23 protein-coding genes and 2 tRNA genes are annotated in these 23,366 nt (G+C 62.1%); 11 read left to right on the top strand and 14 right to left on the bottom strand.

Going from position 1 to position 23,366, the window contains the following annotated elements; all coding sequences use genetic code 11:
- Positions 1 to 258: 258 nt before the first annotated feature.
- Both B5G03_RS00115 and B5G03_RS00120 read left to right on the top strand, forming a co-directional pair.
- Positions 259 to 588 (top strand): helix-turn-helix domain-containing protein, encoded by a 330-nt coding sequence (locus tag B5G03_RS00115; protein WP_087179807.1) that lies wholly within the window; start codon positions 259 to 261, stop codon positions 586 to 588.
- Positions 572 to 1,033 carry a hypothetical protein gene (locus tag B5G03_RS00120; RefSeq protein ID WP_087179808.1) on the top strand — a complete coding sequence of 154 codons (462 nt, stop codon included), beginning with the start codon at positions 572 to 574 and terminating at the stop codon, positions 1,031 to 1,033. Before B5G03_RS00115 ends, B5G03_RS00120 begins: the two co-directional genes overlap by 17 nt.
- Positions 1,034 to 1,108: 75 nt before the next feature.
- Here the strand turns inward: B5G03_RS00120 and pflA are convergent, their stop codons facing one another.
- From pflA to B5G03_RS00180, 12 genes are all read right to left on the bottom strand, one after another.
- Complete coding sequence (gene pflA, locus B5G03_RS00125) at positions 1,109 to 1,882, bottom strand: pyruvate formate-lyase-activating protein (protein WP_087179809.1); 774 nt, start codon at positions 1,880 to 1,882, stop codon at positions 1,109 to 1,111.
- 1 nt (position 1,883) lies between these two features.
- Positions 1,884 to 2,126 (bottom strand): autonomous glycyl radical cofactor GrcA3, encoded by a 243-nt coding sequence (gene grcA3 / locus B5G03_RS00130; protein ID WP_058964204.1) that lies wholly within the window; start codon positions 2,124 to 2,126, stop codon positions 1,884 to 1,886.
- 79 nt (positions 2,127 to 2,205) lie between these two features.
- Positions 2,206 to 4,278, bottom strand: a complete 2,073-nt coding sequence (gene pflB, locus B5G03_RS00135; protein ID WP_087179810.1) for a formate C-acetyltransferase — start codon at positions 4,276 to 4,278, stop codon at positions 2,206 to 2,208.
- A gap of 131 nt (positions 4,279 to 4,409) precedes the next feature.
- Positions 4,410 to 5,246, bottom strand: coding sequence for a cupin domain-containing protein (locus B5G03_RS18105; RefSeq protein WP_481808398.1), 837 nt, complete (start codon positions 5,244 to 5,246; stop codon positions 4,410 to 4,412).
- Positions 5,247 to 5,413: 167 nt separating this feature from the next.
- Complete coding sequence (locus tag B5G03_RS00145) at positions 5,414 to 7,942, bottom strand: diguanylate cyclase domain-containing protein (protein ID WP_087179811.1); 2,529 nt, start codon at positions 7,940 to 7,942, stop codon at positions 5,414 to 5,416.
- Between the two features lie 5 nt (positions 7,943 to 7,947).
- Positions 7,948 to 9,573, bottom strand: a complete 1,626-nt coding sequence (locus tag B5G03_RS00150) for a GH3 family acyl-acid amido synthetase (protein WP_087179812.1) — start codon at positions 9,571 to 9,573, stop codon at positions 7,948 to 7,950.
- Positions 9,570 to 10,142, bottom strand: a complete 573-nt coding sequence (locus tag B5G03_RS00155) for a hypothetical protein (protein ID WP_087179813.1) — start codon at positions 10,140 to 10,142, stop codon at positions 9,570 to 9,572. Before B5G03_RS00155 ends, B5G03_RS00150 begins: the two co-directional genes overlap by 4 nt.
- Before the next feature lie 277 nt (positions 10,143 to 10,419).
- Positions 10,420 to 12,084, bottom strand: coding sequence for a putative manganese-dependent inorganic diphosphatase (locus B5G03_RS00160; RefSeq protein WP_087179814.1), 1,665 nt, complete (start codon positions 12,082 to 12,084; stop codon positions 10,420 to 10,422).
- 492 nt (positions 12,085 to 12,576) lie between these two features.
- Positions 12,577 to 13,638 (bottom strand): zinc-binding dehydrogenase, encoded by a 1,062-nt coding sequence (locus B5G03_RS00165; protein ID WP_087179815.1) that lies wholly within the window; start codon positions 13,636 to 13,638, stop codon positions 12,577 to 12,579.
- A gap of 546 nt (positions 13,639 to 14,184) precedes the next feature.
- Positions 14,185 to 14,275 (bottom strand) — tRNA-Ser (locus B5G03_RS00170).
- Between the two features lie 36 nt (positions 14,276 to 14,311).
- A tRNA-Ser gene (locus B5G03_RS00175) sits at positions 14,312 to 14,398 on the bottom strand.
- Between the two features lie 156 nt (positions 14,399 to 14,554).
- On the bottom strand, positions 14,555 to 14,806 hold the full coding sequence (locus B5G03_RS00180; RefSeq protein ID WP_087179816.1) for a hypothetical protein: 252 nt from the start codon (positions 14,804 to 14,806) through the stop codon (positions 14,555 to 14,557).
- Positions 14,807 to 14,985: 179 nt separating this feature from the next.
- Between B5G03_RS00180 and B5G03_RS00185 the strand changes: the two genes are divergently transcribed.
- From B5G03_RS00185 to B5G03_RS00225, 9 genes are all read left to right on the top strand, one after another.
- Positions 14,986 to 15,600, top strand: coding sequence for a LexA family protein (locus B5G03_RS00185; RefSeq protein WP_087179817.1), 615 nt, complete (start codon positions 14,986 to 14,988; stop codon positions 15,598 to 15,600).
- A 67-nt stretch (positions 15,601 to 15,667) separates the two neighbouring features.
- Positions 15,668 to 16,291, top strand: coding sequence for a histidine phosphatase family protein (locus B5G03_RS00190; protein ID WP_087179818.1), 624 nt, complete (start codon positions 15,668 to 15,670; stop codon positions 16,289 to 16,291).
- Between the two features lie 29 nt (positions 16,292 to 16,320).
- Positions 16,321 to 16,512 carry a hypothetical protein gene (locus B5G03_RS00195; protein ID WP_140401604.1) on the top strand — a complete coding sequence of 64 codons (192 nt, stop codon included), beginning with the start codon at positions 16,321 to 16,323 and terminating at the stop codon, positions 16,510 to 16,512.
- Between the two features lie 185 nt (positions 16,513 to 16,697).
- Entirely contained in the window at positions 16,698 to 18,026 is a 1,329-nt protein-coding gene (locus B5G03_RS00200) for a putative DNA modification/repair radical SAM protein (RefSeq protein WP_087179820.1), read from the top strand.
- A complete protein-coding gene (locus B5G03_RS00205; protein WP_087179821.1) occupies positions 18,005 to 18,763 on the top strand; it encodes a TIGR03915 family putative DNA repair protein in 759 nt (252 codons plus the stop codon). The genes B5G03_RS00200 and B5G03_RS00205 overlap by 22 nt, the downstream gene beginning before the upstream one ends.
- 104 nt (positions 18,764 to 18,867) lie before the next feature.
- Positions 18,868 to 19,527, top strand: a complete 660-nt coding sequence (locus tag B5G03_RS00210) for an alpha/beta fold hydrolase (RefSeq protein WP_087179822.1) — start codon at positions 18,868 to 18,870, stop codon at positions 19,525 to 19,527.
- 219 nt (positions 19,528 to 19,746) lie between these two features.
- A complete protein-coding gene (locus B5G03_RS00215; protein ID WP_087179823.1) occupies positions 19,747 to 20,274 on the top strand; it encodes an RNA polymerase sigma factor in 528 nt (175 codons plus the stop codon).
- Positions 20,261 to 20,635 carry a hypothetical protein gene (locus tag B5G03_RS00220; protein ID WP_087179824.1) on the top strand — a complete coding sequence of 125 codons (375 nt, stop codon included), beginning with the start codon at positions 20,261 to 20,263 and terminating at the stop codon, positions 20,633 to 20,635. The genes B5G03_RS00215 and B5G03_RS00220 overlap by 14 nt, the downstream gene beginning before the upstream one ends.
- Complete coding sequence (locus tag B5G03_RS00225; protein ID WP_087179825.1) at positions 20,636 to 21,448, top strand: zinc ribbon domain-containing protein; 813 nt, start codon at positions 20,636 to 20,638, stop codon at positions 21,446 to 21,448.
- Here B5G03_RS00225 and B5G03_RS00230 read toward each other — a convergent pair.
- Positions 21,382 to 22,128, bottom strand: a complete 747-nt coding sequence (locus B5G03_RS00230) for an ABC transporter permease (RefSeq protein ID WP_206423582.1) — start codon at positions 22,126 to 22,128, stop codon at positions 21,382 to 21,384. The two genes, B5G03_RS00225 and B5G03_RS00230, sit on opposite strands and share 67 nt — an antisense overlap.
- Positions 22,129 to 22,159: 31 nt before the next feature.
- On the bottom strand, positions 22,160 to 23,341 hold the full coding sequence (locus B5G03_RS00235; RefSeq protein ID WP_162613292.1) for a M20 metallopeptidase family protein: 1,182 nt from the start codon (positions 23,339 to 23,341) through the stop codon (positions 22,160 to 22,162).
- Positions 23,342 to 23,366: the final 25 nt, after the last annotated feature.

A 23,366-nucleotide genomic window follows, 5' to 3' on the forward strand; every position in this document is an offset into this window, starting at 1 on the left:
TCGCCCTCCTTTGCGGCCCGAGTTATCGGGCACTTTTTGTGGTATAATAAATAATTCTTTTTATGAAGTCACGTTTCGTGTCTTTATAAAATAAAAAAATACACCGAACCGGATTTTATGGAAAAATCTTCCGGTTTGTTCGGTGGCTTCATTCTACATCAATTCACGAATCGTGTCAACACCTTTTGTGAATATTTTCTTTACAAAATTCACATTTCGTGCTATCATCAATACAGAAACCGGAAAGGAGTCGATCGTATGGGTCAATTTGCATCCATCTTAAAGCAGCTTCGGCTGCAAAAGGGTCTCACCCAGCCCCAGCTGGCCGAGCGTCTGGGCATCAGCCGCAGCGCCATCAGCATGTATGAGCGGGGCGAGCGCGAGCCGGACACCACCACTATGGAGGCCATCGCGGCCCTGTTCGGGGTGGACATGAACTATCTGTACGGCATGCCCACCGTCACCTTCGACGACTTCACCTATGCCTTGCACAACGAAAGCAAGGACCTGACCGAGGAAAACAAGCAAAAATTACTGGAAATGGCGCGTCTGTTCAAGCTGGCCCAGCAGCATGGCAGCGGGAACTGACCGCCGGGAGGGCCGCATGGTATCATTGGCAACGATTTATCAGGACGCGCGCCATCTGGGTGTGTCTCTGATCCCCTATTCCATCGGCTTTGCAGACGCCGCCACCCTGGAAATGGACGGCCGCTACGGCATTTTTCTGGACTTTGACCAGTTCGAGACCATGGCGGACTACGCCGCCGCGCTGGCCCATGAGGTGGGCCACTGTGCCACCGGGGCCACCCACGCGGTGCACAGTCCCTTCGAGCTGGTGGCCCAGCACGAGGACCGGGCCAACCGCTGGCACTACGAGCACTACCTGCCCTTTTCGGAATTGCAGGAGCTGGTGGCGGACGGCTACACCGAACCCTGGCAGCTGGCGGAGGCCACCGGCTGGCCGGAAAAAACGGTGCGGGACGCACTGGAATACTACACCCAGCGCCGGGGCCTGCGGCTGCAATGCCCCTGAAAATCTCAATAACAAAAAACTCCCCCCGAACGGCAATTTGCCATTCGAGGGGAGTTTTCTGTTTTGAAGAAACGGTCAGGGCTTGGGCCGTCCGGCACGCACGGCGCGGATCTCGTCCAGCAGAATCTGCCGGGCGTTGGCCGCGGCTGCCTTTTCCAGGGCGGGCACCCCTTCCAGGGGATAAGCAAGGCCCAGGGCCTTGTACTTGTTCACGCCCATGGTGTGGTAGGGCAGCACCTCCAGCCCTTTCAGGTTCCGGTAGCCGCCCAGCATCCGGCCCAGCCGGTGCAGATGCTCCTCGCCGTCGGTGCGGCCGGGCACCACCACATGGCGTGCCACCATGGGCACGCCCGCAGCCTCCAGCGCGGCGGCGAAGGCCAGAACCGGGGCCTGGGGCTGGCCGGTCAGAGCCTTGTGGCCCGCCTCGTCGCTGTGCTTGAAGTCCAGCAGCACCAGGTCGGTGACCGCAAAGAGGGCCGCGAACTGGTCCTTTTTCTTATCGGTGTAAAAGATGCCGCTGGAATCCAGGCAGGTGTGGATGCCCCGCTGCTTTGCCTTTTGGAACAGCTCGGTGAGAAAGGGCAGCTGGGCCAGCGGTTCGCCGCCGGTGGCGGTGATGCCGCCGCCCTTATAAAAGCTCTTGTTCTTCTCGTACTGGTCCAGAAGCTCGTCGGCGGTCATCATCTGGCCGCCGGTGAAGGCCCAGGTGTCCGGATTGTGGCAGAAGGCGCACCGCATGGGGCAGCCCTGAAAGAACACCACGAACCGGATGCCCGGCCCGTCCACGGTGCCGAAGCTTTCCACCGAATGGATGCGCCCGGTGAGCGGCGCGGTTTGTTCAGCTTCCATCTTACATGCCTTCGTGGAAGGTACGGCTGATGACCTCGTCCTGCTGCTCCTTGGTGAGCTTGTTGAAGTTCACCGCGTAGCCGGACACGCGCACGGTCAGCTGGGGGTACTTTTCGGGATGGGCCTGGGCGTCCAGCAGGGTCTCCTTGGTGAACACGTTCACATTCAGGTGATGGCCGCCCTTTTCGGCGTAGCCGTCCAGCAGGCCAACCAGGTTGTCGATCTGAGAATCGCTGATCTTCATAGTGAATACACTCCTTTTCACTTGGGGAATTGAAAAAGCGGGCGGGGATTGCTTGCTTTTTCCTGTTTGCAGTTATCGCTTACAATTCAACATTGGGCTCGCAGCAGGCGCAGTCGTGGGGCATGTCCAGCTCGATCTCGCCGAAGAACACCTGATCCTCCTTGCCCAGCGCGCCGGGGATGATGGAGAAGGTGTTGGAGATGCCGTCCTGGGCATCCTTGAAGGGCAGCTTTGCCACCGAGCTCAGGGAGGCCACCGCACCGTGGCTGTCACGGTGGTGCATGGGGTTGGCGCCGGGGGCGAAGGGCTCGCCGCCCTTGCGGCCGTCCGGAGTGGAACCGGTGTTCTTGCCGTACACCACGTTGGAGGTGATGGTCAAAATGGAGGTGGTGGGCTTGCCGCCACGGTAGGTGTGGTTGGACTTGATGTGCTGCATGAAGCGATGCACGATGTCGTGAGCGATCTGGTCCACACGGTCGTCGTCGTTGCCGTACTTGGGGAAGTCGCCCTCCACCGCGTAGTCCACCACGATGCCGTTCTCGTCCCGGATGGTCTTGACCTTGGCGTACTTGATGGCGCTCAGAGAGTCGGCCACAACGGACAGGCCCGCGATGCCGGTGGCAAACCAGCGGGTGACCTCCTTGTCGTGCAGGGCCATCTGGATGCGCTCGTAGCAGTACTTGTCGTGCATGTAGTGGATGATGTTCAGCGCGTTCACATACACCCGGGCCAGCCACTGCATCATGTCGTCAAAGCGCTGCATCACGTCCTCGTAGTTCAGGTACTCGTCGGTGATGGGGCGGAAGCGGGGGCCCACCTGCTTCTTGCTGATCTCGTCCACGCCGCCGTTGATGGCGTACAGCAGGCACTTGGCCAGGTTGGCGCGGGCGCCGAAGAACTGCATCTCCTTGCCCACCCGCATGCTGGACACGCAGCAGGCGATGGCGTAGTCGTCGCCGTGGGTCACCCGCATCAGGTCGTCGTTCTCATACTGGATGGAGCTGGTGGCGATGCTCATCTTGGCGCAGTAGCGCTTGAAGGCCAGGGGCAGCCGGGTGGACCAGAGCACGGTCATGTTGGGTTCGGGAGCGGTGCCCAGGTTCTCCAAAGTGTGCAGGTAGCGGAAGCTCATCTTGGTGACCAGGGGCCGGCCGTCGATGCCCACGCCGCCGATGGACTCAGTGACCCAGGTGGGGTCGCCGCTGAACAGGGCGTTGTACTCGGGGGTACGGGCAAACTTGACCAGACGCAGCTTCATGATGAAGTGGTCCACCATCTCCTGGATCTCGCTCTCGGTGAAGGTGCCGTCGGCCAGGTCGCGCTGGGCGTAGATGTCCAGGAAGGTGCTGGTGCGGCCCAGGCTCATGGCGGCGCCGTTCTGCTCCTTCACCGCGGCCAGATAGCCGAAGTACAGCCACTGGATGGCCTCCTGGGTGTTCTTGGCGGGCTGGGAGATGTCGAAGCCGTAGATCTTGCCCAGCTCCTTCAGCTCCTTCAAAGCCTTGATCTGCTCGCTCAGCTCCTCGCGCTCACGGATCACGTCGGAATACATGATGACGCGGGTGGAGTCCTTCTGGCTCTGCTTGTCCTCGATCAGGCGGTCCACGCCGTACAGGGCCACGCGGCGGTAGTCGCCGATGATGCGGCCGCGGCCGTAGGCGTCGGGCAGACCGGTGATGATGTGGCTGGAGCGGCAGGCGCGCATCTCGGGAGTGTAAGCGTCGAACACGCCCTCGTTGTGGGTCTTGCGGTATTTGGTGTAGATCTCCACCACTTCCGGGTCCACATGATAGCCGTTGTCCTCGCAGGCCTTCATAGCCATGCGGATGCCGCCGTTGGGCTGCAAAGAGCGCTTAAAGGGCTTATCGGTCTGGAAGCCCACAATCTTCTCCTTCGCCTGGTCCAGATAACCGGGACCGTGGGAAGTGATGGTGGAGATGACGCGGGTGTCCATGTCCAGCACGCCGCCGGCTTCCCGCTCCTTGGCGGTCAGGTCCATGACCTGATCCCACAGCTCGCCGGTCTCCTTGGTGGGACCCTGCAAGAAGCTCTCGTCGCCCTCGTAGGGGGTGTAGTTCTTCTGGATGAAGTCCCGCACGTTGATCTCATTCTGCCAGACGCCGGGGGTAAAATCCTTCCATTCCTGTCTCATTGGCCTGTGCCCTCCTGTATTTGGATGGTGAATAAATATCGGTCCGCCCATTGCTGGGCGTTATCGCGGCGGGACCCAGGGCTCTCTCCCTCCCTGTGCCGGGCCGCGGTAAAACAAAGTTTCGGGGTTCCTCAATCCTTGCGGGGGAACACCACGGTGAGCAGCATCTTGAAGCTGCGGGGCGCGTACACCGCGTGGGGCTTGCCCGCGGGCATCACCAGCACCTGACCGGCCGCGACGGTATGCTCAACACCGTCCACAGTGAACAGGCCCTCGCCCTCCAGCACCTGCACCATGGCGTCACCCTCGGAGGAATGGGTGCTGATCTCCTCGCCCTCGTCGAAGGCGAACAGGGTCAGACTCACCGCCGGGTTCTGGGCCAGGGTGCGGCTGACGATCTGGCCCGGCTGCACGCTCACCAGCGCGGCCAGGTCCTGCGTCTGCTCGTGGGGAATGTTTTTGATGTAGGGATACATGGGCCGTCCTCCTTTTTTCCCGCCCGGGACCGGCGCGGCCTTTTGAGGGGCAGCGGGGGTGGGCTTCGGTTCGGGTACGGCCTGAGTATAACGGATTTCAACCGGTTCCGTATGTTTGTTTTCCAACAAATCAAAGTTTTCTACACACGCGTCCGGGCGAGTCTCGGGTTTTGGCATGGCAATCCGGGGCTCGGCAACCGGCTCCGGCTTCGGCTGGGGCATAGGAGTAGGGGCAGCCGGTTCCGGGCGCTGGGGCGCAGGGGCCGGGGCGGGCTGCTCCGGTTCGGCCTGGCTTGCTTCGGAAACAAAGTAGCTGCGCAGCGCGCCCTTGTCCTCATACTGCACGAAGGTGTACAGGCCGAAGGCGAAGGCTTTTTCCACCTCGTTCAGCCCCTGGGGAAGTTTCAGATCCTCCCACAGGCACCGGGCGATCCGGTCCTTCTGGGCGGGGGTGAGCAGCTGCTCGGCCTGTTCAAAGGTCATATTGTCCATGGTAGGTCCTCCTTTTCGGTGCTGCCCTTTTTATTCTACCCCAAAAGGGCGGCGCGCCGCTTGCTTGTGATTTTCCGTTTTTGGCAAAATGTTGCGGACATGGGATAAAACAGCAATGGCTTTTCCCCCGCCGCGAAGGACGGGGAAAAAGCCATGGGCAGTTTGCGTTATTGGCCGGCGCTCTTATGCTGGCTGGCCAGCTGGATGCTGCCCCGTTTCAGCTCGGCCACGAACACCGGCACGAGCTTGGGGTCGAACTGGCGGCCCGCCTCCTCGGTGAGAATCTCGATGCCTCGCTCCAGGCTCACCGCTTCTTTGTAGCAGCGCTTGCTGGTCATGGCGTCGAAGGAGTCGGCGATGCACAGGATCCGCGCCAGCAGCGGGATGTCCTCGCCGCCGATGCGCCGGGGATAGCCCCGGCCGTCGTACCGCTCGTGATGGCCGATCACCGCCGGGATGATGTAGTCCAGAGCGGGCAGGTAGCGGATGATGCCCACCGCCGCCTCCACGTGGCCCTGCATCTGCTCATATTCCTCTTCGGTGAGCTTGCCGTTCTTGTTCAGCACCGTCTCGGGGATGCCTATCTTGCCGATGTCATGCAGCAGGGCCGCCTGGCGCACGATCTCGATCATGTCCGCGTTCAGGCCTGCGGCCCCGGCCAGCGAGGTGGCGTAGTAGGCCACGTTGTGGGAATGGCTGAAAGTGTAGTGGTCCTTGGCGTCGATGGCGGCCATCAGGGCCAGCACCGTCTGCTCGTATTCCTGGTAGATGTGGGCGTGGTCCATCTTCTCGGTCTCGCTGTCCGCCTTGCGCAGCACCGACTGGAAGATCTCGATGCCGTTTTTGCCACTATGCTTTACATGATACACCGCCATGTCCGCGTTGTCCATCAGCTCCCGGCTGGTGGAGGCGTCAAAGGGGGCGGCGCTGATGCCGATGCTCAGGGTCAGCACCTTCAGCTTGTGGTCCACGGTGCGGCGGTTCATGTTGAACACCTGGTCCCGGATGGACTCCGCCAGGGTGCGGGTGGCCAGCACGTCGTAACGGGGCAGCAGCACCGCAAATTCCTTGCCGCTGTAGCGGGCCACAAAACCATTGTCGCCCACGCTGCTGCGGATGATGTCCGCAATGCGGCGCAGGGCAAGGTCGCCTTCTTTCTGGCCGTAAAGCTGGTTGTACAGCTTAAAGTCGTCCACGTTCACGATCATCAGCGCCAGGGTGCTCTCTTTGGTGGTCTCGAACTGCTCCTCCAGCACCTGCAAGAAGTGCTTGCGGTTCAACAGACCGGTCAGATCGTCCACCCGGGCCTCGTGGTAGGCCTGCTCATACAGGGCGGCGTTTTTCAGGGCGATGGACGCCACCGAAGCCACCGACAGCATCCACTGCATGTCCTGACCGCTGACCCGGTGCTTGCCCTGCCCCTCGGACACCAAAATCAGGCCGGGCATGTCGCCCTCCTCGCCGGTGAGGGCCACGCCGCCTGCAACCCGCAGATAGCGCAGCTGGTTTTTCTCGCTGTCCCACATGGCCTTGTAGTCCACGGTGGTCTCGAACCGCCGCCAGCTGACGCACTGGCTGCGGTGCAGCACCCGCACCAGCGGGCTGTCCGCCCGGATGGAGAAGGAAAGATCGTTCAAGGGCTGGTCGCTGTAGCGGGCGTCGTAGTCGCCGGTGGCCGCGTTGCGGGTGCACACGTACACGCCGCCCACGCTGGCTCCCTCCCGGATCACCTCCACGGTCTTTTCCAGAATGTCCTGCACGTTCAAAAAGCGCGCCACAGCGGTGCTGTATTCGTTCAGCGCCTCACTCTGGCGGTTCTCCTCCCGCACGAACACGTTGTTCACCAGCTTGCGCCACAGCCAGGAGAACACGCCCGCGGTCACGAAGAAGAAGACCGCGAACAGAATCACCTCGTAGTCGCCCGCGGCGGGCACCAGCGCCTCCAGATGCTTCATCAGGTAGGGCTTGAGGTTATAGAACAGGATGAAGGTGAGCATCAGGCCCACCATGTAGCACACGCTCTCGGAGGCCAGCAGCCGCAGCTTGAACAGCCGCTTTTTCACCAGCGCGTAAAACAGCAAAAGCGCGTTGCCCACACCGGCCAGAATGTCGATGGGGAAGCCAGCGAACATGGGCAGCAGCAGCGCCGCGTGACCGGCGAACATCACCACGATGCCCTGGGTCACCGGCTGGAACTGGCCCCGGTAGGCAGGCCGTTCCCGGTAGGCGCTCCACAGATGGTACAGGCTGTGGGCCATGACCCAGCCCACCGCAACAAACAGAAAGCACACCGGCCAAGTGATGGTGTATTCAAACACCACCTCGTCGCCCCGGTCCAGAAGCTGGGGCGCGGCCAGGAAAAAGCCGGTCTTCACGTTCACCGCGATGATGCCCGCCATGACCAGTAAGTAGATTTTCTCCCACACGCCGGCGGGCCGTTCCACAAAGTCGCTCAGGAAGCGGTAGTAGGCGCAGGCCATGAGCAGCAGCCCGGCAATGGACACATGGTACCACACCTGATAGGAGGGCGCCACCTGCCAGCGCATGAGCATGGAGCCGCCGGCCCAGCAGACCATGGTCACCAGCAGCCACAGAAAGGACCACAGCTCCCGGGTCTTATGGGAGGCCAGCACCACCAGAAAGATGCCCGCGTAGATGAACAGGGCGATGGCCGAGATATAACCGTACATGTCCATTGGAATCACCTCCTGCCCGGCCGCCAGGTTCCGGCGCGCTGGTTGTGCAGCAGGGCCTCCATGGCGTAGTTGTCCGGGTTCATGTGGCGGGGCGGCCGCCCGTGGGCCGCGCAGTATTCGGCAAAGCTGCCGCTGCGCAGGATGGTCACCTTCAGCGGGTCCATCCCCAGGATCTTTTTCAGGTCCCGATAGTCCTGATCGGTGTACTTGAAGTAGGTGGTCAAAAGATCACGCAGCACCTGGGTGTTCACCGCCCGGTTCAAAAACTCGCTCTTCTCCACCTCCACGTACAAATGGAAGTAGGGCCGGTTCTCGGCGGTGTACTCCTTCAGGGCCACCCAACCCACCACCGGCAGGCCGGACAGGTCCAGCACGTTCTGGATGCCCTGCTCGGAAATGCGGGTGAAGCCCGCGATGTCGATGATGGCAGGCACCCGGTCCACGTATTCAAACCGGGGGATGCTGGTGCCGTCCTCCCGGCTGGAAAGGCCCACGCAGCGGTAGGTGTCGCCCACCCGGTAGCGGGCGAAGGCGCCGCCCTTGAGCACCGTAAGCACGATCTCGTAGATCTCGCCGGGCACCACCTCGTCCATCAGATAGGTGCGGGGCTTGTAGTCCGGGTCGTCCATCAGGCGGATGGTGTCCGCAATGGGCAAAAATTCATAGAAGCAGGTATCCGGGAAGAAATACATGCCGTTGCGGGTCCAGGTCTCGGTGCCGATGATGGAGGGCTCGGTGCCCGCGAACAGCTCCATGGGCCGCACGCCCCACAGCTCCTCCAGATCGTCCTTGTAGCAGCGGTTGTCGGTGCCCGCCACCATGAAGCCCTTCAGATGGAACAGGTCCCGGGGCTTCAAGGGCCGGTTTTCCTTTTTGCAGCGCTGTTTGGCCCGGGCGATGCGCAGCAGCATATCCGGCCGGAACTTGAGCAGGTCGCCGGCCTTCAGCTTCGCCTTGCCGCCCATCTGGGAAAGGCTCTGGCTCACCGCGTAAGCCACGCTGCCCAGACCGAAGAAATATTCCACGTCCTGCTGCATGGCCATCTTGAAGCCCAGCTTGTTGCGCTCGCTGAAGCTCATGTTCACCGCATCCTTCACGGCGGGCAGGAACTTGATGTCGATGGCCTCGTTCAGCGCCAGCGGGAACAGGCCGGTGGCGTAGGGCAGCGGGGCCAGGCCGTAGAGCACCTTGTCGGTCTTGTCCACATTGAAGCTGCCCTTCTTGCGGCTGGTGCTCAGAATCAGGCAGGCCACCACATTGTCCCGGAAGGTATCCAGCATGCTGCGGGTGTAGGGGGCCAGCTTGATGGGATGCCGTCCGCCCTCCCAGGTGGTCTGGATCCAGATGACCGGATTGTCCGGCAGCATGCTGGCGTTCTTGCGCAGCAGAATGTCGGCGTAGTCCTCGTAGCTGGTCAGGGGCACCATACGGCGGAATTCCTCGATGGTAGCGGGCTTTTTGCCCTTCAGGATGGACTGCCCCAGCATGCAGCCGCTCCACAGCTGAATCTGCTCGGCCATCAGCCGCTTCTGGATGGCCATGTATTCTTCCATGCTCAGGTCCAGAAAGCCGCAATACTGGCTCCAGACCTCGTCGTACTCCTGACGGTCCAGCTTATCCTGCAGGCTCATTGCTCGGCGCCCCCCTTCCAGGTCCGCACGCAGCGCGCGGCGCTGCCCGGCGTGGGCAGCAGAAAGGGCGTGGTGCGGCGGTATTCCTCATAGTTCACAAAGCTTTTGGGAAAGGTCCAGCAGTCCTGAAACAGAACGTAAGCGATGTTCAGCCCGGTCATGACCAGGGCGAACACCGCCGCTTTGGGCGCGCCCAGCAGCAGCCCCAGACACAGATACGCCCCGGCGAACCAGAGCACGCCGGGGTGGCGGCACAGCGCGTACATTCCCCCCGTGTAAGCCTTGCGGGGGGCGTTTTCCTCCAGATACGTGGCGCTGAAGGGCAGCGCAAAAAACAGGGTGTAGACCATCAGGGCCAAAAACACCGCCGCCAGCGCCCCCAGCGCCAGCGCTCTGCCGCTGAACGCAAAAAAGGCCCGGCAGTTCCACACCAGCAGTCCGGTGGCCGCGGCCAGAAGCGCGCAGCCCACCGCGAACAGCCGGTGGAACCAGGGCCGTACCGGGCGAACGCTGTTTACGTCGTAGGCAAAAAAGGCGGCAAAGGCCGCCGTTCCCAGCACAAACTCCATCCTCTTTCCATTCCTTCCTCAAACCGCGGGAACCGGCCCGTCCGCTGGGCCAACGTTTTACTTCTCCCCTGTTCCCGCGTTTTATCGCGTTATTTTAATCATATCAAAATCCCGCGCGGTTTACAATTTTTCTTTTGCGGTTTGGAGCAATAATTTAATACTTTTTGGCGGTTTTTCGCCCCTTTTGCAAAAAAAGACCGCCGCCGGCTGTTTCAGCCGACGGCGGGGATGGATATTTTGCAAACGCAGCGGGGATTTTCCCCTGCGGCGGCCCGGCTCACATCTGGGCCAGAGTCTCCAGCATGGAGGGGATCATCTGCTTTTTGCGGCTGACCACGCCGGGCAGAACCACGCTGCCGTCGGTGTCCCGCTCGCAGCGGAAGGCGGTGCCGATCAGCTGCTCGGCGCCCTCGCCGCAGAACAGTACCTTGCTGGACTGATCCTTCACGCTGGTGAGCATGAAAAAGATCATCTGCACACCCTCGCGCTTGAGGGCCTCGGGCAGGTAGGGACGCAGCAGCTCAGCGGCGCGCTGGCGGTTCTTCTCGCTCATGTAGCTGCCCTGACCCACGCCGAAGCGGATGTCGCCATGAGTGAAGATCTTGAAGTCCTGGAAGAACACATCCTCAGCGGCGCGGCCCTCCAGATTCTCACCGGCCTCGAAGATCTCGTTGGCCAGCTCCTCGGGCTCGACCCCGACGATCTTTGCCAGCTCACGGGCGGCAGCCTCGTCCACGGGGGTGCAGGTGGGAGAACGGAAGCACAGCGTGTCGGACAGAATGGCGCTGAGCATCAGGCCCGCGATGTGGGGCTCGATCTCCACGCCCTGCTCCTGGTACATCTGGTACACGATGGTGCAGGTGCAGCCCACCGGCTGGTTGCGGAAGAACACGGGCTGGCTGGTCTCCAGGCTGCCCAGACGGTGATGGTCCACCACCTCCAGGATGTCGGCCTCTTCCCAGCCGTCCACGCACTGGGTCTTTTCGTTGTGGTCCACCAGGATCAGCTGCTTGCGCTGCAGATTCAGCAGGTTACGGCGGCTGATCAGGCCCAGATACTTGCCGGAGTTGGTGTGCACGGGGAAGTAGTTGTCACGCACCTTACTCATGACCTTCTTCACCTCGTCCACGGGGGTGCTGGGCAGGAAGGTGCGCAGCTTCTCGCGGGGGGTCATGTGGGTGCTTACGGGCACGCTCTGCTTGATCAGGCAGGAAACGGCGTAGGTATCGTAGGGGCTGCTGATCAGCAGGCAGCCGCGCTCGTTGGCCAGCTTGACGATGGTCTTGGCCACGGTGGGCTCCATGCACACCACCACGCAGGCGGCGCCCATCTCGATGGCGCACAGCTGGGTCTCGTAGCGGTTGGCCACCAGCACGATGTCGCCGGCTTCCATGGTGTTCTCCAGCACGTCGGGGCTGGAGGCGCCGATCACGATCTTGCCGCTCTCGAAGTAGCCGGAATCATCGCCGGCCAGCACGGTGCCGCCCAGGACCTCCACCACGTTCTTGATGGGAGTGCGGGCGTTGCTCAGGGCATGGGTGTCCAGGCTGTCCATGTTGGCCACAGCCAGATCGCCCAGGGTGATCAGGCCCTGCAGCATGCCCTTCTCGTCCACCACGGGCTGGCTGTTGGCCTGGGTGTCGCGCATGGTTTCCCAGGCGCGGCGCATGGTGGTGTCGCCCAGAATGCCGGGCACGGGGCGGATGTCGATGTCTTGCACCTGAGCGCTCACGTTCAGGCAGCGGCGGGGGGTCTTGGCGCCGAAACGCTTGAGCACGAAGGCGGTCTCCTGGTTGATCTCGCCCGCGCGGCAGGCTTCATGCCAGGGGCCCACGGTCTTATTCTTCAGATTGGAATAGGCAATGGCCGAGCAGATGGAGTCCGTGTCCGGGTTGCGGTGGCCGATCACCATGATTTTACGCTTGGCGTTGGTCTGGTCCATGTTAAACTATACCTCTCGCTTTCCCCTGCAGGGCGCCTTTGCCCACCAAACGGCCACACCGGCGTTCGGCCCCCTGCAATTTTATAATCTATAAATAAGGTTGAAAGAATCCTGCTGTACATTATACACTACTCTTTGCAGTAAAGTACATCAAATTGCGCAAAATGGCTTTATTTTTCACGAACTGCTGCTATTTTGGCACAAAAGGCGCAAATCTACTGGTGATTTTGCAGGCGATACCGGTATTTTTTTCGCAGGCTGTTTCCACCCGTGCCCGGAGCGCCCGGTTTTTGGGGTGCATTTCGCATCCTTCCGGCGGCGGATTTTCCACAGAACGGCCACCAATGTGTGGAAAAACAGGGCGCGGCTGCGGGACCAAACGCCACACCCCGCAAGCATTACATTTCCGGCATAAAAAAGGACGCGGCAGGCGAAATACGGCCTGACGCGTCCTTCTGCTGTTTTATCTGCCGGGCGCTGTGCTCCAGCTGCTTACCACTGGATGTGCACCACCGGCTTGATCAGATCACGGGGCTTCTGGTCCATGGCCACGAAGGCTTCCGGGATCTTGTCGAATCCATCGTACTGGTAGTTGAGCATCTTTTCCGGTGCGACCCGGCCGTTCTGGATCAGACGGAGCATCTTCTGGATGCGGTAAGCGCCGCCCGGGCAGAAGCCGCCGCGGATCGAAATATCCGACATACCCAGTCCCCAAAGCGGAGCGGGAATGTGGTAGGTGTCGGTGGGGTCCAGGAAGGTGACATTGGAGACCACACCGTTGGACTTCACAACCGACAGCGCCTGATTCAGAGTGGAAGCGTCTCCGCCTGCCAGGATCGCACGGTCCACCTTGCCGCCCTCCAGCTCCAGGATCTGCTGCACCACATCGCCGTCCTTGTAGCTCACGATGTCGGTTGCGCCGTATTCCCGTGCCAGCTCCGCGCAGTTGGGCCGGGTGCCGATGCCGATGATGCGGCCCGCCCCCCGCAGCCGGGCACCGGCCACCGCCATCAGGCCCACCGGGCCGATGCCGAACACGACCACGGTGTCACCCAGCTGGATATCGGCCATTTCCGCACCGTAGAAACCGGTGCTCATCATATCGACGGTCATCAGGGCGGCGTCCACGCTCACGTCCTTCGGCAGCAGCACCAGGTTGGCGTCCGCGTTGTTCACGTGGAAAAATTCCGCAAACACGCCGTCCTTCTGGGTCAGATATTTGAAGCTGGCCATGCTGGCATAGTCATGGGCATTGTTCGCGCCGCGCTGCTGCAGGGCAGGCGCTTCCCAGTCGGGGGTGACGCAGGGTACCACCACGATGTCACCCGGGCGGAAGCCGCGCACCAGAGCGCCCACCTCCACCACCTCGGCCACCGCTTCGTGCCCCAGGATCACCGGGCTGCCGGTGGTGGAACCCATGTGCATGGTGTGGGTATCGGAGGAGCAGGGCGCCACCGCAATGGGACGCACCACCGCATCCATCGGCCCAGCCGTCGGTTTTTCACGCTCCAGCCAGCCATGTTCGCCCGGAGCCAGTACTGCATAACCTTTCATCGTTACAACCTCTTTTCTGAAATTTGCGCGGAACACCGTCCGCAGAGTACAGATGGCTTCCAATACAAGCGCACCTGATTTTATAACCAATTCCAGTATGGAAGTATGATGTTTTTTTGTTAATATTGTAAAGTGCCAAAAATACCGCACGTTCCTCGGTCAGATGACCATTTCCCTGTTCCGGCGCTTCCTTATTCACTATTCACTATTCATTCCCCTGCGGCGGGCAGCCTTCAGTGAAGAGTGAAAAGTGAAGAGTGAAAAAGGAAAACCCCGAACGCAAATGCGTTCGGGGTTTTTGGCGGAGAAGGAGGGATTTGAACCTGCTTCGCAGGCCCCCTTGCGGTGCCCGGAACCCGGTCTGCGGCGGACCAGGCCGCCTTGCCGCGTTCCGACCGCTGCGGTGCGGGCTTCTCCCTGTTTCCGCCACTGGCGGCGGTCGAACCCCGCACCCCCGCCGGTCCCCGGCGCTTCGGGTTCAAATCCCACACCTGACCGGAACTTCTGAAAAAATAACAGCCGCTCGAAAAATCCGAGCGGCTGTTCTGGCGGAGAAGGAGGGATTTGAACCCTCGCGCCGGTTTCCCGACCTACGCCCTTAGCAGGGGCGCCTCTTCGACCTCTTGAGTACTTCTCCAGAGCAAAGTCCATATCAAAATATGAAATTGTAAAATGGCGGAGAGGGTGGGATTCGAACCCACGGCCCTTGCGGGTCACCGGTTTTCAAGACCGGCTCCTTAAACCACTCGGACACCTCTCCAAGAGTGGCCATCACACACGCCATCGCTAGTGCGTTATCTATGTTATCACAGGGTCACGGGTTTGTCAACCATCTTTTTTAAAAAATCGAACGTTTTTTAAAAAAGCGCCGGTGTGCCCCGCAAAGGGGGGCGCGAGGCACACCGAACGCCTTTGTTCAGGCCGCCCGCAGCGCCTCGGCCTTCCGGGGGCGGGGAGCAGGGCGGCGGTAACGTCCCCGCCCGCGACGCACCCGGCAGACTGCCCGGGGCTGCTCCAGCCGGACGATGCCGCGCATCCCACCGGCCAGCACGGCCAACAGGCCCAGCGCGGCCGCCAGGGGCATGGTGCCCTCTATCGCCGCGCCCACCACCACAACGAAGGCCAGAGCGTCCAGCACCAGCATGGAATCACAAATCATTCGTTTCATCTCAAACCGCTCCTTTGCACTGACGGCCCGCGTTTTGTGGCCTGCCTGTTTGTTGTGGCTTCATTCTACAACAACTATCAGTTGTTGTCAATGGTATTTTCACAACTTTTTCGCGTATTTTATTTACAAGAACAATTTTTAGTTGTATAATGAAACCAGCAAGAAAGGAGTGTTCACACATGTTCCCACAACGCTTGAAGCAGCTGCGCAAGGAGATGGGCCTGAGCCAGAAAAGCCTTTCCGAACATCTGGGCGTGACCCAGCAGGCGGTGGGCAAATGGGAGACCGGCCGCTCCTCGCCGGACCCTGCCACCCTGGCCCGGCTGGCCGAGCTGCTGGAAACCTCGGCGGATTACCTGCTGGGCATCAGCGAGCAGCCCGCCGAGCCCGCGGCCCCTTCCCTGCCCTATGCGGAAAGCCCCATCCCGGTGATCGGCACCGTGCGCGCGGGCTACGGTTCGCTGGCCTTTGAGGAGGACTACGGGGTGGAATACGCCTGCGTGAAGGACCCCGCCAACTATTTTTATCTGGTGGTCAAGGGCGACAGCATGGAACCCCGCATCCAGGACGGCGACCTGGCCCTGGTGCACCGCCAGCCCACCCTGGAAAACGGCGACCTGGGCGTGATGGTCTTCGGCGAGGGGGAAGGCACCCTGAAAAAGTACATTCAGCGGGGCAACGCGGTGATTCTGCAGCCCTTCAACCCGGCCTATGAGGAAAAGGTGATCCGCGGCGAAGAGCTGAACCAGCTGTTCATCGCGGGCAAGGTGGTGGAGACGAGGGCCAAGTGGTAATTTTGCCCTTTCCTCCCCCCGCTTTCCCCGCCGCCCTTATACTATATAGAAGGAAGTGGAATTTCCCATGCAGCCTACACGGCTTTATCTTGTACGCCACGGCCAGACCGACTGGAACCTGGCGGGCCGTCTGCAGGGCCAGACGGACATCCCTTTGAACGACACCGGCCGCAGCCAGGCCGAGGAAGCCCGGCAGCGGCTTTCCGGTGTACAGTTTGACGCGGTATACTCCAGCCCGTTAAGCCGCGCGGTGGAGACCGCCATGCTGGTGAGCGGCTGGCCCGCCGACAAGGTGCGCACCGACGAGCGCATCAAGGAAATCGCCTTCGGCGACTGGGAGGGCCAGGCCCCCCGCACCCTGGGCGAGGACTTCGCCCCCTTCTTCGCGGACCCGGCCCACTTTGTGCCCGCCCCGGGCGGCGAGAGCCTGCCCGATCTGATGGCACGGGTGAGCGATTTTACGGCTTACGTGAAACAGGCTCACCGGGGCCAGACCGTGCTGGCCGTGAGCCACGGCGCAGCGCTGCACGCCCTGCTCACCGCCGAGCTGGGCCTTGATATGAAGGACTACTGGAGCGTGGGCCTGGGCAACTGCGCCGCCGCCAAGCTGGAGCTGGAGGGCGAGCGCTTTGTGCTGAAAAGTACCAGCGGCCCCACCAGTTCCAACTATCTGGAAAAATACTTAAAGTGATTGCCGGCCGGCACGAGGAGGCCCCCACCATGAAGCTGCTGTTTCCCATCCTGGCCGGTCTGGGTGTTGTTTTGCTGTATCTGGTCTGGGCGGCCCTGTTCCACGACCTTTTGAACGGACTCTCTCCGGAGGGCGCCCTCACCGTGGCCACCGGGTCCTTTCTGGCCTTTGAGCTGGTGATCCTGGCGGCCTGGGTCCGCTCCAAAACCGACCGAAAATAACGCCTTTTTCTTTTTTCAAAAAAGCCCCATCAAACCGTTGGTTTTGCCATGCGCCACATGGGGCTTTCTTTTTTGCGCCTTTTTTGCGGTTTCACTCTCTTTTTTGCTTTGTTTTTGCTTCTTTCTTCGCTTTTGTGAACACTCCCATTCCTTAAAATCCAACCAGAGAAAGGAGGGGTCCGGGCATGGACCTGATGGAAAAACTCACCATCCTGGCGGACAGTGCCAAATACGATGTGGCCTGCACCTCCAGTGGTGTGGACCGGGGCGGCGCGGCCGGGAGCATCGGCAGCGCGGTGGCCCCCGGCTGCTGCCACACCTTCTCGGCGGACGGCCGCTGCGTGAGCCTGTTGAAAGTGCTGCTCACCAATGTGTGCGCCTACGACTGCGCCTACTGCGTGAACCGCCGCTCCAACGACCTGCCCCGGGCCGCCTTCACCCCCCGGGAGCTGGCGGAGCTGACCATCCAGTTCTACCGGCGCAACTATATCGAGGGGCTGTTTCTGTCCAGCGCGGTGCTCATCAGTCCCGACCACACCACCGAGCTGATGATCAAGGCGCTGGAACTGCTGCGGAACGAATATCACTTCCGGGGCTACATCCACGCCAAGGCCATTCCCGGGGCGGACCCGGCGCTGATCCACCGGCTGGGCCTGCTGGCGGACCGGCTGAGCGTGAACATCGAGCTGCCCAGCGCCGCCAGTCTGGGCCGCCTGGCTCCGGACAAGAAAAAGTCCGCCATCCTGGCCCCCATGAGCCAGATCGCCCGCGTCCGGGACGAAAACCGCCAGGAGCTGACAGTCTACCGGTCCGCGCCGAAATTCGCCCCCGCCGGGCAGAGCACCCAGATGATCGTGGGCGCCACCCCGGAGACCGACCGGCAGATTCTGAAGCTCACCGAGGGCCTTTACCAGAAATACCAGCTCAAGCGGGTGTTCTACTCCGCCTATATCCCGGTGGCCCAGGACAGCCGCCTGCCCGCGCTGAACACGCCCCCGCCCCTGTTGCGGGAGCACCGGCTCTATCAGGCGGACTGGCTGCTGCGCTTTTACGACTTTTCGGCGGACGAAATTCTGGACGATGCCAGCCCCAACTTCGACCCATTCCTGGACCCCAAATGCAACTGGGCCATCCAGCATCTGGACCAGTTCCCGGTGGACGTGAACCGGGCGGACAAAACCATGCTGCTGCGGGTGCCGGGCATCGGGCCGAAAAGCGTCCGGCGCATTGTGCAGGCCCGCCGTCAGGGATCGCTGGGCCTGGAGGAGCTGCGCCGGATGGGCGTGGTGCTCAAGCGGGCCCAGTATTTCATCTGCTGCAAGGGCTTTTCCGGCGCGGCGGGCTTTGGCCGCCGGAGCATCGCGGCGGCGCTGGTGGATTCCGGCGTGTTCGCCGCCGGGGCCCAGCAATTGAGCCTGTTCGCCCCGGAGTTTGCCCCCATGCTCACCGCGGGCAGGCCGGGCATTGAAGCGGCAAAGGAGGAGGCGGTCACATGGATCGAGAAGCGGATGTAGTCTACCGGTACGACGGCAGCTTTGAGGGCTTTCTCTGCTGCGTGTTCGAGAGCGTATACGCCCACGAAATTCCCTTTGCCATCCTGCCCCATTCCAGCCCTATGGCCACCCTCTTCCCGGAAAAGCTCATCGAGACCGACCCGCAAAAGGCCCGCCGGGTGGACGCCAGCCTGCCCAAAAAGCTGGGCAAGGGGGCGCGCAGCTGCGTGGCCCACGCCTTTCTTTCCGGCAGCGAGGAGAAGGAGCTGCTGATTCTGCGGTTTCTGCGGCTGGGCTACCGGGTGGGTCCGGGCGTGATGTTCATGGCGGGTCACAAGGACGTGGCCCCGGTGCTGGCGCTGGAAAAGGCGGTGTGCGGCGAGGCGCACCTGCTCACCGGCTTTGTGCGCTTTCAGGACTACGGCGACTTTCTGGGCGGCACCATCACCCCCAAGCACTATGTACTGCCCCTGCTGCGGCTGCACTTCTGCCAGCGGCTGCCAAGCGAGGATTTCATCCTCTACGACGCAACCCACGGCGCAGCTCTTTTGTGGCAGAAGGGCAAGGCCAGCTACGCCCAGCTAGATGAGGCTCCCCCCTTCCCGGAAATTTCCTGCGAAGAAGCGGCCTATCAGGAGCTGTGGAAGCGGTTTTACAAGACCATCGCCATCGCTGCCCGGGAGAATCCGGCCCTGCGCCGGAGCCTTTGCCCCAAGCGGTACTGGGTGAACATGACCGAGCTGAAAGAGGAGCTGTGAGCATTTTCGCCCCAGCCTTAACAATTTATTGCTTTTTCCTGCATCAGCCGATGGTATAATAAGAAAAAACACCACGGAATCCTAATGCAAAGGAGCGATGCCCCATGTATGCCATCGTGAACGGCTTAAAGCTTTTTTATCATAAGGAGGGCAGCGGCCGCCCGGTGATCTTGCTGCACGGCAACGGCGAGGACCACACCATCTTCGACGTGGCCATGAAGGACCTGGCCCGGTCCTACACCGTTTACGCGCTGGACAGCCGCTCCCACGGCAAGAGCGACCCGGTGCCCACTCTCACCTACCGGGAGATGGCCGAGGACGTGGCCGCCTTCATCCGGCAGCAGGGGCTGGAAAAGCCCGCGCTGGTGGGCTTTTCGGACGGCGGCGTGGTGGCGCTGCTGGTGGCGCTGCGCTGGCCCGACCTGCCCGGCAGGCTGGTGGTGGCCGGAGCCAACATGACCCCCGCGGGCATCAAGCAGCCCTGGCGCACCCTGATGCGGGTACAGAACCGCATCTCCCCGGACCCCAAGCTGGACCTGATGCTCACCCAGCCCCATCTGGCGGGCTGGCAGCTCACCGGCATCACCGCCCCCACGCTGGTGCTGGCAGGCGAAAAGGACCTGATCGACGAGAACCAGACCCGGCGCATCGCCCGGTCCATTCCGGGGGCAAAGCTGCTGATTCTGCCCGGCGAGACCCACGGCAGCTACGTGATCCACAGCGACAAGCTCTACCCCGCCATGGCAAACTTTTTGCGGGGCTGAACCGTAAAATATCCCCGGCGCGTTCCCCTTGCAAAAGAGGGACGCGCTTTTTTGTTGTTTTTGAAATTTTTTCAGAAAACCATGAACCGCCGCCCGCCTGGCGACGATCACAGGATGCAGGGGGGATGAACAAAACGCCCCCCGGCGCCATGGCATTTTGCAAGGCAGCGCCGCACCGTAAAGCGGGCGGTATTGCCCCAAGAGAAAGGAGAGGACGCGATGCACGCGGAGGAGGTAGCCCGCCTGGTGGACCGCTTCGGGCCGGAGATCTACCGCTACTGCCACCGGCTCACCGGCCGGACCCAGCAGGCGGAGGATCTGTATCAGCAGACCTTTTTGAAATGCCTGGAGCTGACCCTCACCCTGGACGAGCGCAGCAATCCCCGGGCGCTGCTGTTCAGCCTGGCAGGCGGCATCTTCAAAAACGAACAGCGCAAGGCCGGGCGGCGGCTGGCCATTGCAAGGCCGGTGGAGCTGGACGGCGAAAACGCTCCCGAGCCGCCCGCGCCGGACGACCCGGCCAGGACTGCCCAGGACCGGGCACAGAGCGCGGCCCTGCTGGCGGCGGTGGACCGGCTGCCCGCGAAGCTGCGAATCCCCATCACGCTGGCCTACGGCTTCGACTGGAATCTTGAGGAGATCGCCCGCATGGAAAAGGCCCCGGTGGGCACCATCAAAAGCCGGCTGCACAAGGCCCGGCAACTGCTGAAAAAGGAAATGGAGGCCCAAGGCTATGGAACACTTTGATCTGGACAAGGCCCTGCAGGCCCAGCTGCACACCCCCGCCCCCGGCCCCGCGCCGGAGCTGGACGCGGCCCTGAAAGCCAAACTGTGGCAGCGGCAGGAGCAGCTGGACGCCGCGCCCGATACCCGGGCGGTGTCGCTCTGGTGGCTGCCCATGGTGGCCAACTTCATCGTCTGCGGGGTGCCCGCGGTGATCTTCGCGCTGCCCATCATGCCGCTGTGGGCCCATCTGGCCTCTTTTGCCCTTGCCTGGCTGGCGGTGGGCGGCGTGGCGCTCACCTTCATCAGCCTGCGCATGGCGGACCTGCGCCAAGCCACTACCATCTATCTGCCCAAACGGACCCGCAAAAAGGAGGGGTTTTAAATGACCGCAACCGCTCTTCCCATTGTATTTTTTCTGATGATTTTCCTCTGCATGGCATCCAGCCTTGCTTTTCTGGTACTGCTGGCCATCTGGCTGTATCGGGACGCAAAGCTCCACGGCCAGGACCCGGTGCTCTGGGTGCTGATCTGTATTTTTGCCAGCCCCATCATCGCGCTCATCCTCTATCTGGCCTTTGGCCGCAAGCAGACCATGCTGCCCTGCCAGAGCTGCCAGCAGCCCATTCCCCACACCGCCCAATACTGTGAACACTGCGGCGCGGCCAACAGCCAGTACGACCAGCCGCTGCCCCGCCGCAAGATGAACGGCTTTTTGAAGGGAGCCATCGCCACCGGGGCGGTGTCGCTGCTGAGCGTGGTGTTCATGTTCGTGGCCCTCTTTGCCTTTGCCATGAACGCCGGCGGCGGCTCCCAGGTAACGGGCTCCGCCTCGGTGCCCATCCGGGGCGCTTCCTTCACCGTGAACAGCGGCTGGGCACTGGTGAGCGCCGAAAACCACAGCGAGGGCGTGTGGAATTTTAGCCTAAGCAAATCCAGCAACGGCTACCATATGGACTCCACCTTCACGCTGGATGACCCGGACGCCCGCACCCTGATGGCCAACGCGGAATGCACCGGCGGCCCCCTGCTGCTGAACATCAGCCAGGACGGCCAGCTGGTGGAGAGCATCGACCTTTCCCGGGCCGAAACCCAGCCGGTGGCCATCCCGCTGGACGGCTGCGCCGCCGGTCAGGTGGACCTGCAGCTGGTGAACGAGGGCGCCACCGATATCTCCGGCAGCATCTGGGTGGAATAATTTGATACACAACAAAAAGCCTGGACGGTTTGAAACCGCCCAGGCTTTTTTACTAATTGTATAAAACCGTCACAATATTTGGTTTTTGGGTCATACAGGGTGTGCATGCCCAGAAACAGCGAGCCGAAGCTGGCCGCGGTGACCACGGTGCAGATGGCGATCATCACCGCGATCTGATACAGAATGGCCGTGGTGGGCATGGTGCCGGACAAAATCTGGCCGGTCATCATGCCGGGCAGCGACACGATGCCCATGCCCACCATGGAGTTCAAAGTGGGCAGCAGGGCGGTTTCCAGCGCCTGCTTTGCCAGCGGCTGCAAAATCGCACGGGGCGACGCGCCGAAGCAGAGCAGCGCCTCCACCCGGGCCTTCTGGCCCTGCAGGCTCTCCCGGAAGGTCTTGATGCCCAGCGAGATGCCGGTCATGGTGTTGCCGATGAGCATGCCCGCCAGCGGGATAGTGTACTGAGGATTAAAAATGTTTTCGCCCACCACCGCGCAGACGAAATAGGCCAGCACGAACACGCCGCTCAAAGCGATGGAGGCCGCGATGATGGCCTGGAACCGCCGGTTCAGCCCCGGGTTGCCGCTGAGCACCCGATGCACCGCGAAGCCGATCATCACCGCCAGATACACCACCACGAACACCGGGTTCGGGTTCTGGAAGATGTAGGACAGCACAAGCACCGCCGGGGGCCTTTGTGTGTTTCCTTTATTCCGCGTGGGCCGCCAGCCAGTTGGCGGCGCAGCCTGCCAGCACCGCCGCGCCCAGGGGGAGCACCTCTTCATTGAAGACCACCGCCGGGTGGTGGCTGCCCGCCCGGTTATAGATCTCCTCCGGGCCGCCCGCGCCGATGCCCATGAACACCGCGGGTACCTGCTGGCTCACCTCGGCAAAGTCCTCGCTGCCCATCTGGCGGGGCAGCTCCTCCATCTTTTCGGCAATTTGGCCCGCGTAGCCCGCCAGCTCGGCGGCCAGCTGGGGCTGGTTGTGCAGCGAGGCCACGCCCGCCAGGAACTCCACCTCACAGCTGCCCCGGAACAAAGCCGCGGTTCCCTCGCAGATTTCCACCAGCCGCTTGCGGGCGTGGGCCCGGTTGTGGTTGGAGAAGGCCCGGATGCTGCCCTTCATCTCCACCGTTTCCGGAATGGAATTGTGCAGCTCGCCCCCGTGGATGGTGCACACCGTGAGCACCAGCGGGTCCTGGGGGTCCACCTCCCGGGCGTTCACCTCCTGCAGGGCCAGCAGGATGTGGGCCGCGATGGTCAGCGGGTCCACCGCGTTCTGGGGAATGGCGCCGTGACCCGCCTTGCCCCGCACCAGAATGGAAAAGCTGTCCGACGAGGCCAGCGCCGGGCCCTGCCGCCAGGCCAGGGTCCCCACGTGCATGGGGCCGGGGAACACATGCAGCGCCAGGGCCGCGTCCACCGGCGGGTTTTGCAGCACGCCCGCCTGCACCATGGCCGCTGCGCCCTTCAGATTTTCCTCCGAGGGCTGGAACATCAGCTTCACCCGGCCGGGCAGCTCGTTTTCCCGCTGCTTTAACAGCGCCGCCGCGCCCAGCAGCATGGCGGTGTGCAGGTCGTGGCCACAGGTGTGGGCGCACTCGCCCTGCGCCGCAAATTCCAGGCCGCTGGCCTCCTGCATCTTCAGCGCGTCCATATCCCCGCGCAAAAGGAACACCGGGCCTTTTTCCGGGCCGATGCAGGCGGTGATACCGCCGCCCAGCCGGGTGGGCTCGATCCCCATTTCCCGCAGGCGGCTCTCCACATAGGCGGTGGTGCGGGGCAGCTCCATCCCCAGCTCCGGCATACCGTGCAGCGCGCGGCGGTCGGCCCGCAGGGTATCGGCCATGGCGGCCGCCTGCTCATAAAACTGCTTCATTTCAAACATTTGTATAAACGCCCCTTTCCGGCAA

This window comes from Gemmiger sp. An50 (genome assembly GCF_002161595.1).
Classification (GTDB): Bacteria; Bacillota; Clostridia; order Oscillospirales; family Ruminococcaceae; genus Allofournierella.

Excerpts from the sequence above, each read along its gene's own strand:
- B5G03_RS00150 (WP_087179812.1), bottom strand. The coding sequence starts at position 9,573 with ATGAGCCTGCAGGATAAGCTGGACCGTCAGGAGTACGACGAGGTCTGG.
- B5G03_RS00185 (WP_087179817.1), top strand. The coding sequence starts at position 14,986 with ATGTTCCCACAACGCTTGAAGCAGCTGCGCAAGGAGATGGGCCTGAGC.
- B5G03_RS00165 (WP_087179815.1), bottom strand. The coding sequence starts at position 13,638 with ATGAAAGGTTATGCAGTACTGGCTCCGGGCGAACATGGCTGGCTGGAG.
- B5G03_RS00120 (WP_087179808.1), top strand. The coding sequence starts at position 572 with ATGGCAGCGGGAACTGACCGCCGGGAGGGCCGCATGGTATCATTGGCA.
- B5G03_RS00200 (WP_087179820.1), top strand. The coding sequence starts at position 16,698 with ATGGACCTGATGGAAAAACTCACCATCCTGGCGGACAGTGCCAAATAC.
- B5G03_RS00215 (WP_087179823.1), top strand. The coding sequence starts at position 19,747 with ATGCACGCGGAGGAGGTAGCCCGCCTGGTGGACCGCTTCGGGCCGGAG.
- B5G03_RS00160 (WP_087179814.1), bottom strand. The coding sequence starts at position 12,084 with ATGGACCAGACCAACGCCAAGCGTAAAATCATGGTGATCGGCCACCGC.
- B5G03_RS00190 (WP_087179818.1), top strand. The coding sequence starts at position 15,668 with ATGCAGCCTACACGGCTTTATCTTGTACGCCACGGCCAGACCGACTGG.
- B5G03_RS00205 (WP_087179821.1), top strand. The coding sequence starts at position 18,005 with ATGGATCGAGAAGCGGATGTAGTCTACCGGTACGACGGCAGCTTTGAG.
- B5G03_RS00210 (WP_087179822.1), top strand. The coding sequence starts at position 18,868 with ATGTATGCCATCGTGAACGGCTTAAAGCTTTTTTATCATAAGGAGGGC.
- B5G03_RS18105 (WP_481808398.1), bottom strand. The coding sequence starts at position 5,246 with ATGGACAATATGACCTTTGAACAGGCCGAGCAGCTGCTCACCCCCGCC.
- B5G03_RS00220 (WP_087179824.1), top strand. The coding sequence starts at position 20,261 with ATGGAACACTTTGATCTGGACAAGGCCCTGCAGGCCCAGCTGCACACC.
- B5G03_RS00145 (WP_087179811.1), bottom strand. The coding sequence starts at position 7,942 with ATGGACATGTACGGTTATATCTCGGCCATCGCCCTGTTCATCTACGCG.
- pflA (WP_087179809.1), bottom strand. The coding sequence starts at position 1,882 with ATGGAAGCTGAACAAACCGCGCCGCTCACCGGGCGCATCCATTCGGTG.
- B5G03_RS00225 (WP_087179825.1), top strand. The coding sequence starts at position 20,636 with ATGACCGCAACCGCTCTTCCCATTGTATTTTTTCTGATGATTTTCCTC.
- B5G03_RS00155 (WP_087179813.1), bottom strand. The coding sequence starts at position 10,142 with ATGGAGTTTGTGCTGGGAACGGCGGCCTTTGCCGCCTTTTTTGCCTAC.
- B5G03_RS00235 (WP_162613292.1), bottom strand. The coding sequence starts at position 23,341 with ATGTTTGAAATGAAGCAGTTTTATGAGCAGGCGGCCGCCATGGCCGAT.
- B5G03_RS00195 (WP_140401604.1), top strand. The coding sequence starts at position 16,321 with ATGAAGCTGCTGTTTCCCATCCTGGCCGGTCTGGGTGTTGTTTTGCTG.
- B5G03_RS00180 (WP_087179816.1), bottom strand. The coding sequence starts at position 14,806 with ATGAAACGAATGATTTGTGATTCCATGCTGGTGCTGGACGCTCTGGCC.
- grcA3 (WP_058964204.1), bottom strand. The coding sequence starts at position 2,126 with ATGAAGATCAGCGATTCTCAGATCGACAACCTGGTTGGCCTGCTGGAC.
- pflB (WP_087179810.1), bottom strand. The coding sequence starts at position 4,278 with ATGAGACAGGAATGGAAGGATTTTACCCCCGGCGTCTGGCAGAATGAG.
- B5G03_RS00115 (WP_087179807.1), top strand. The coding sequence starts at position 259 with ATGGGTCAATTTGCATCCATCTTAAAGCAGCTTCGGCTGCAAAAGGGT.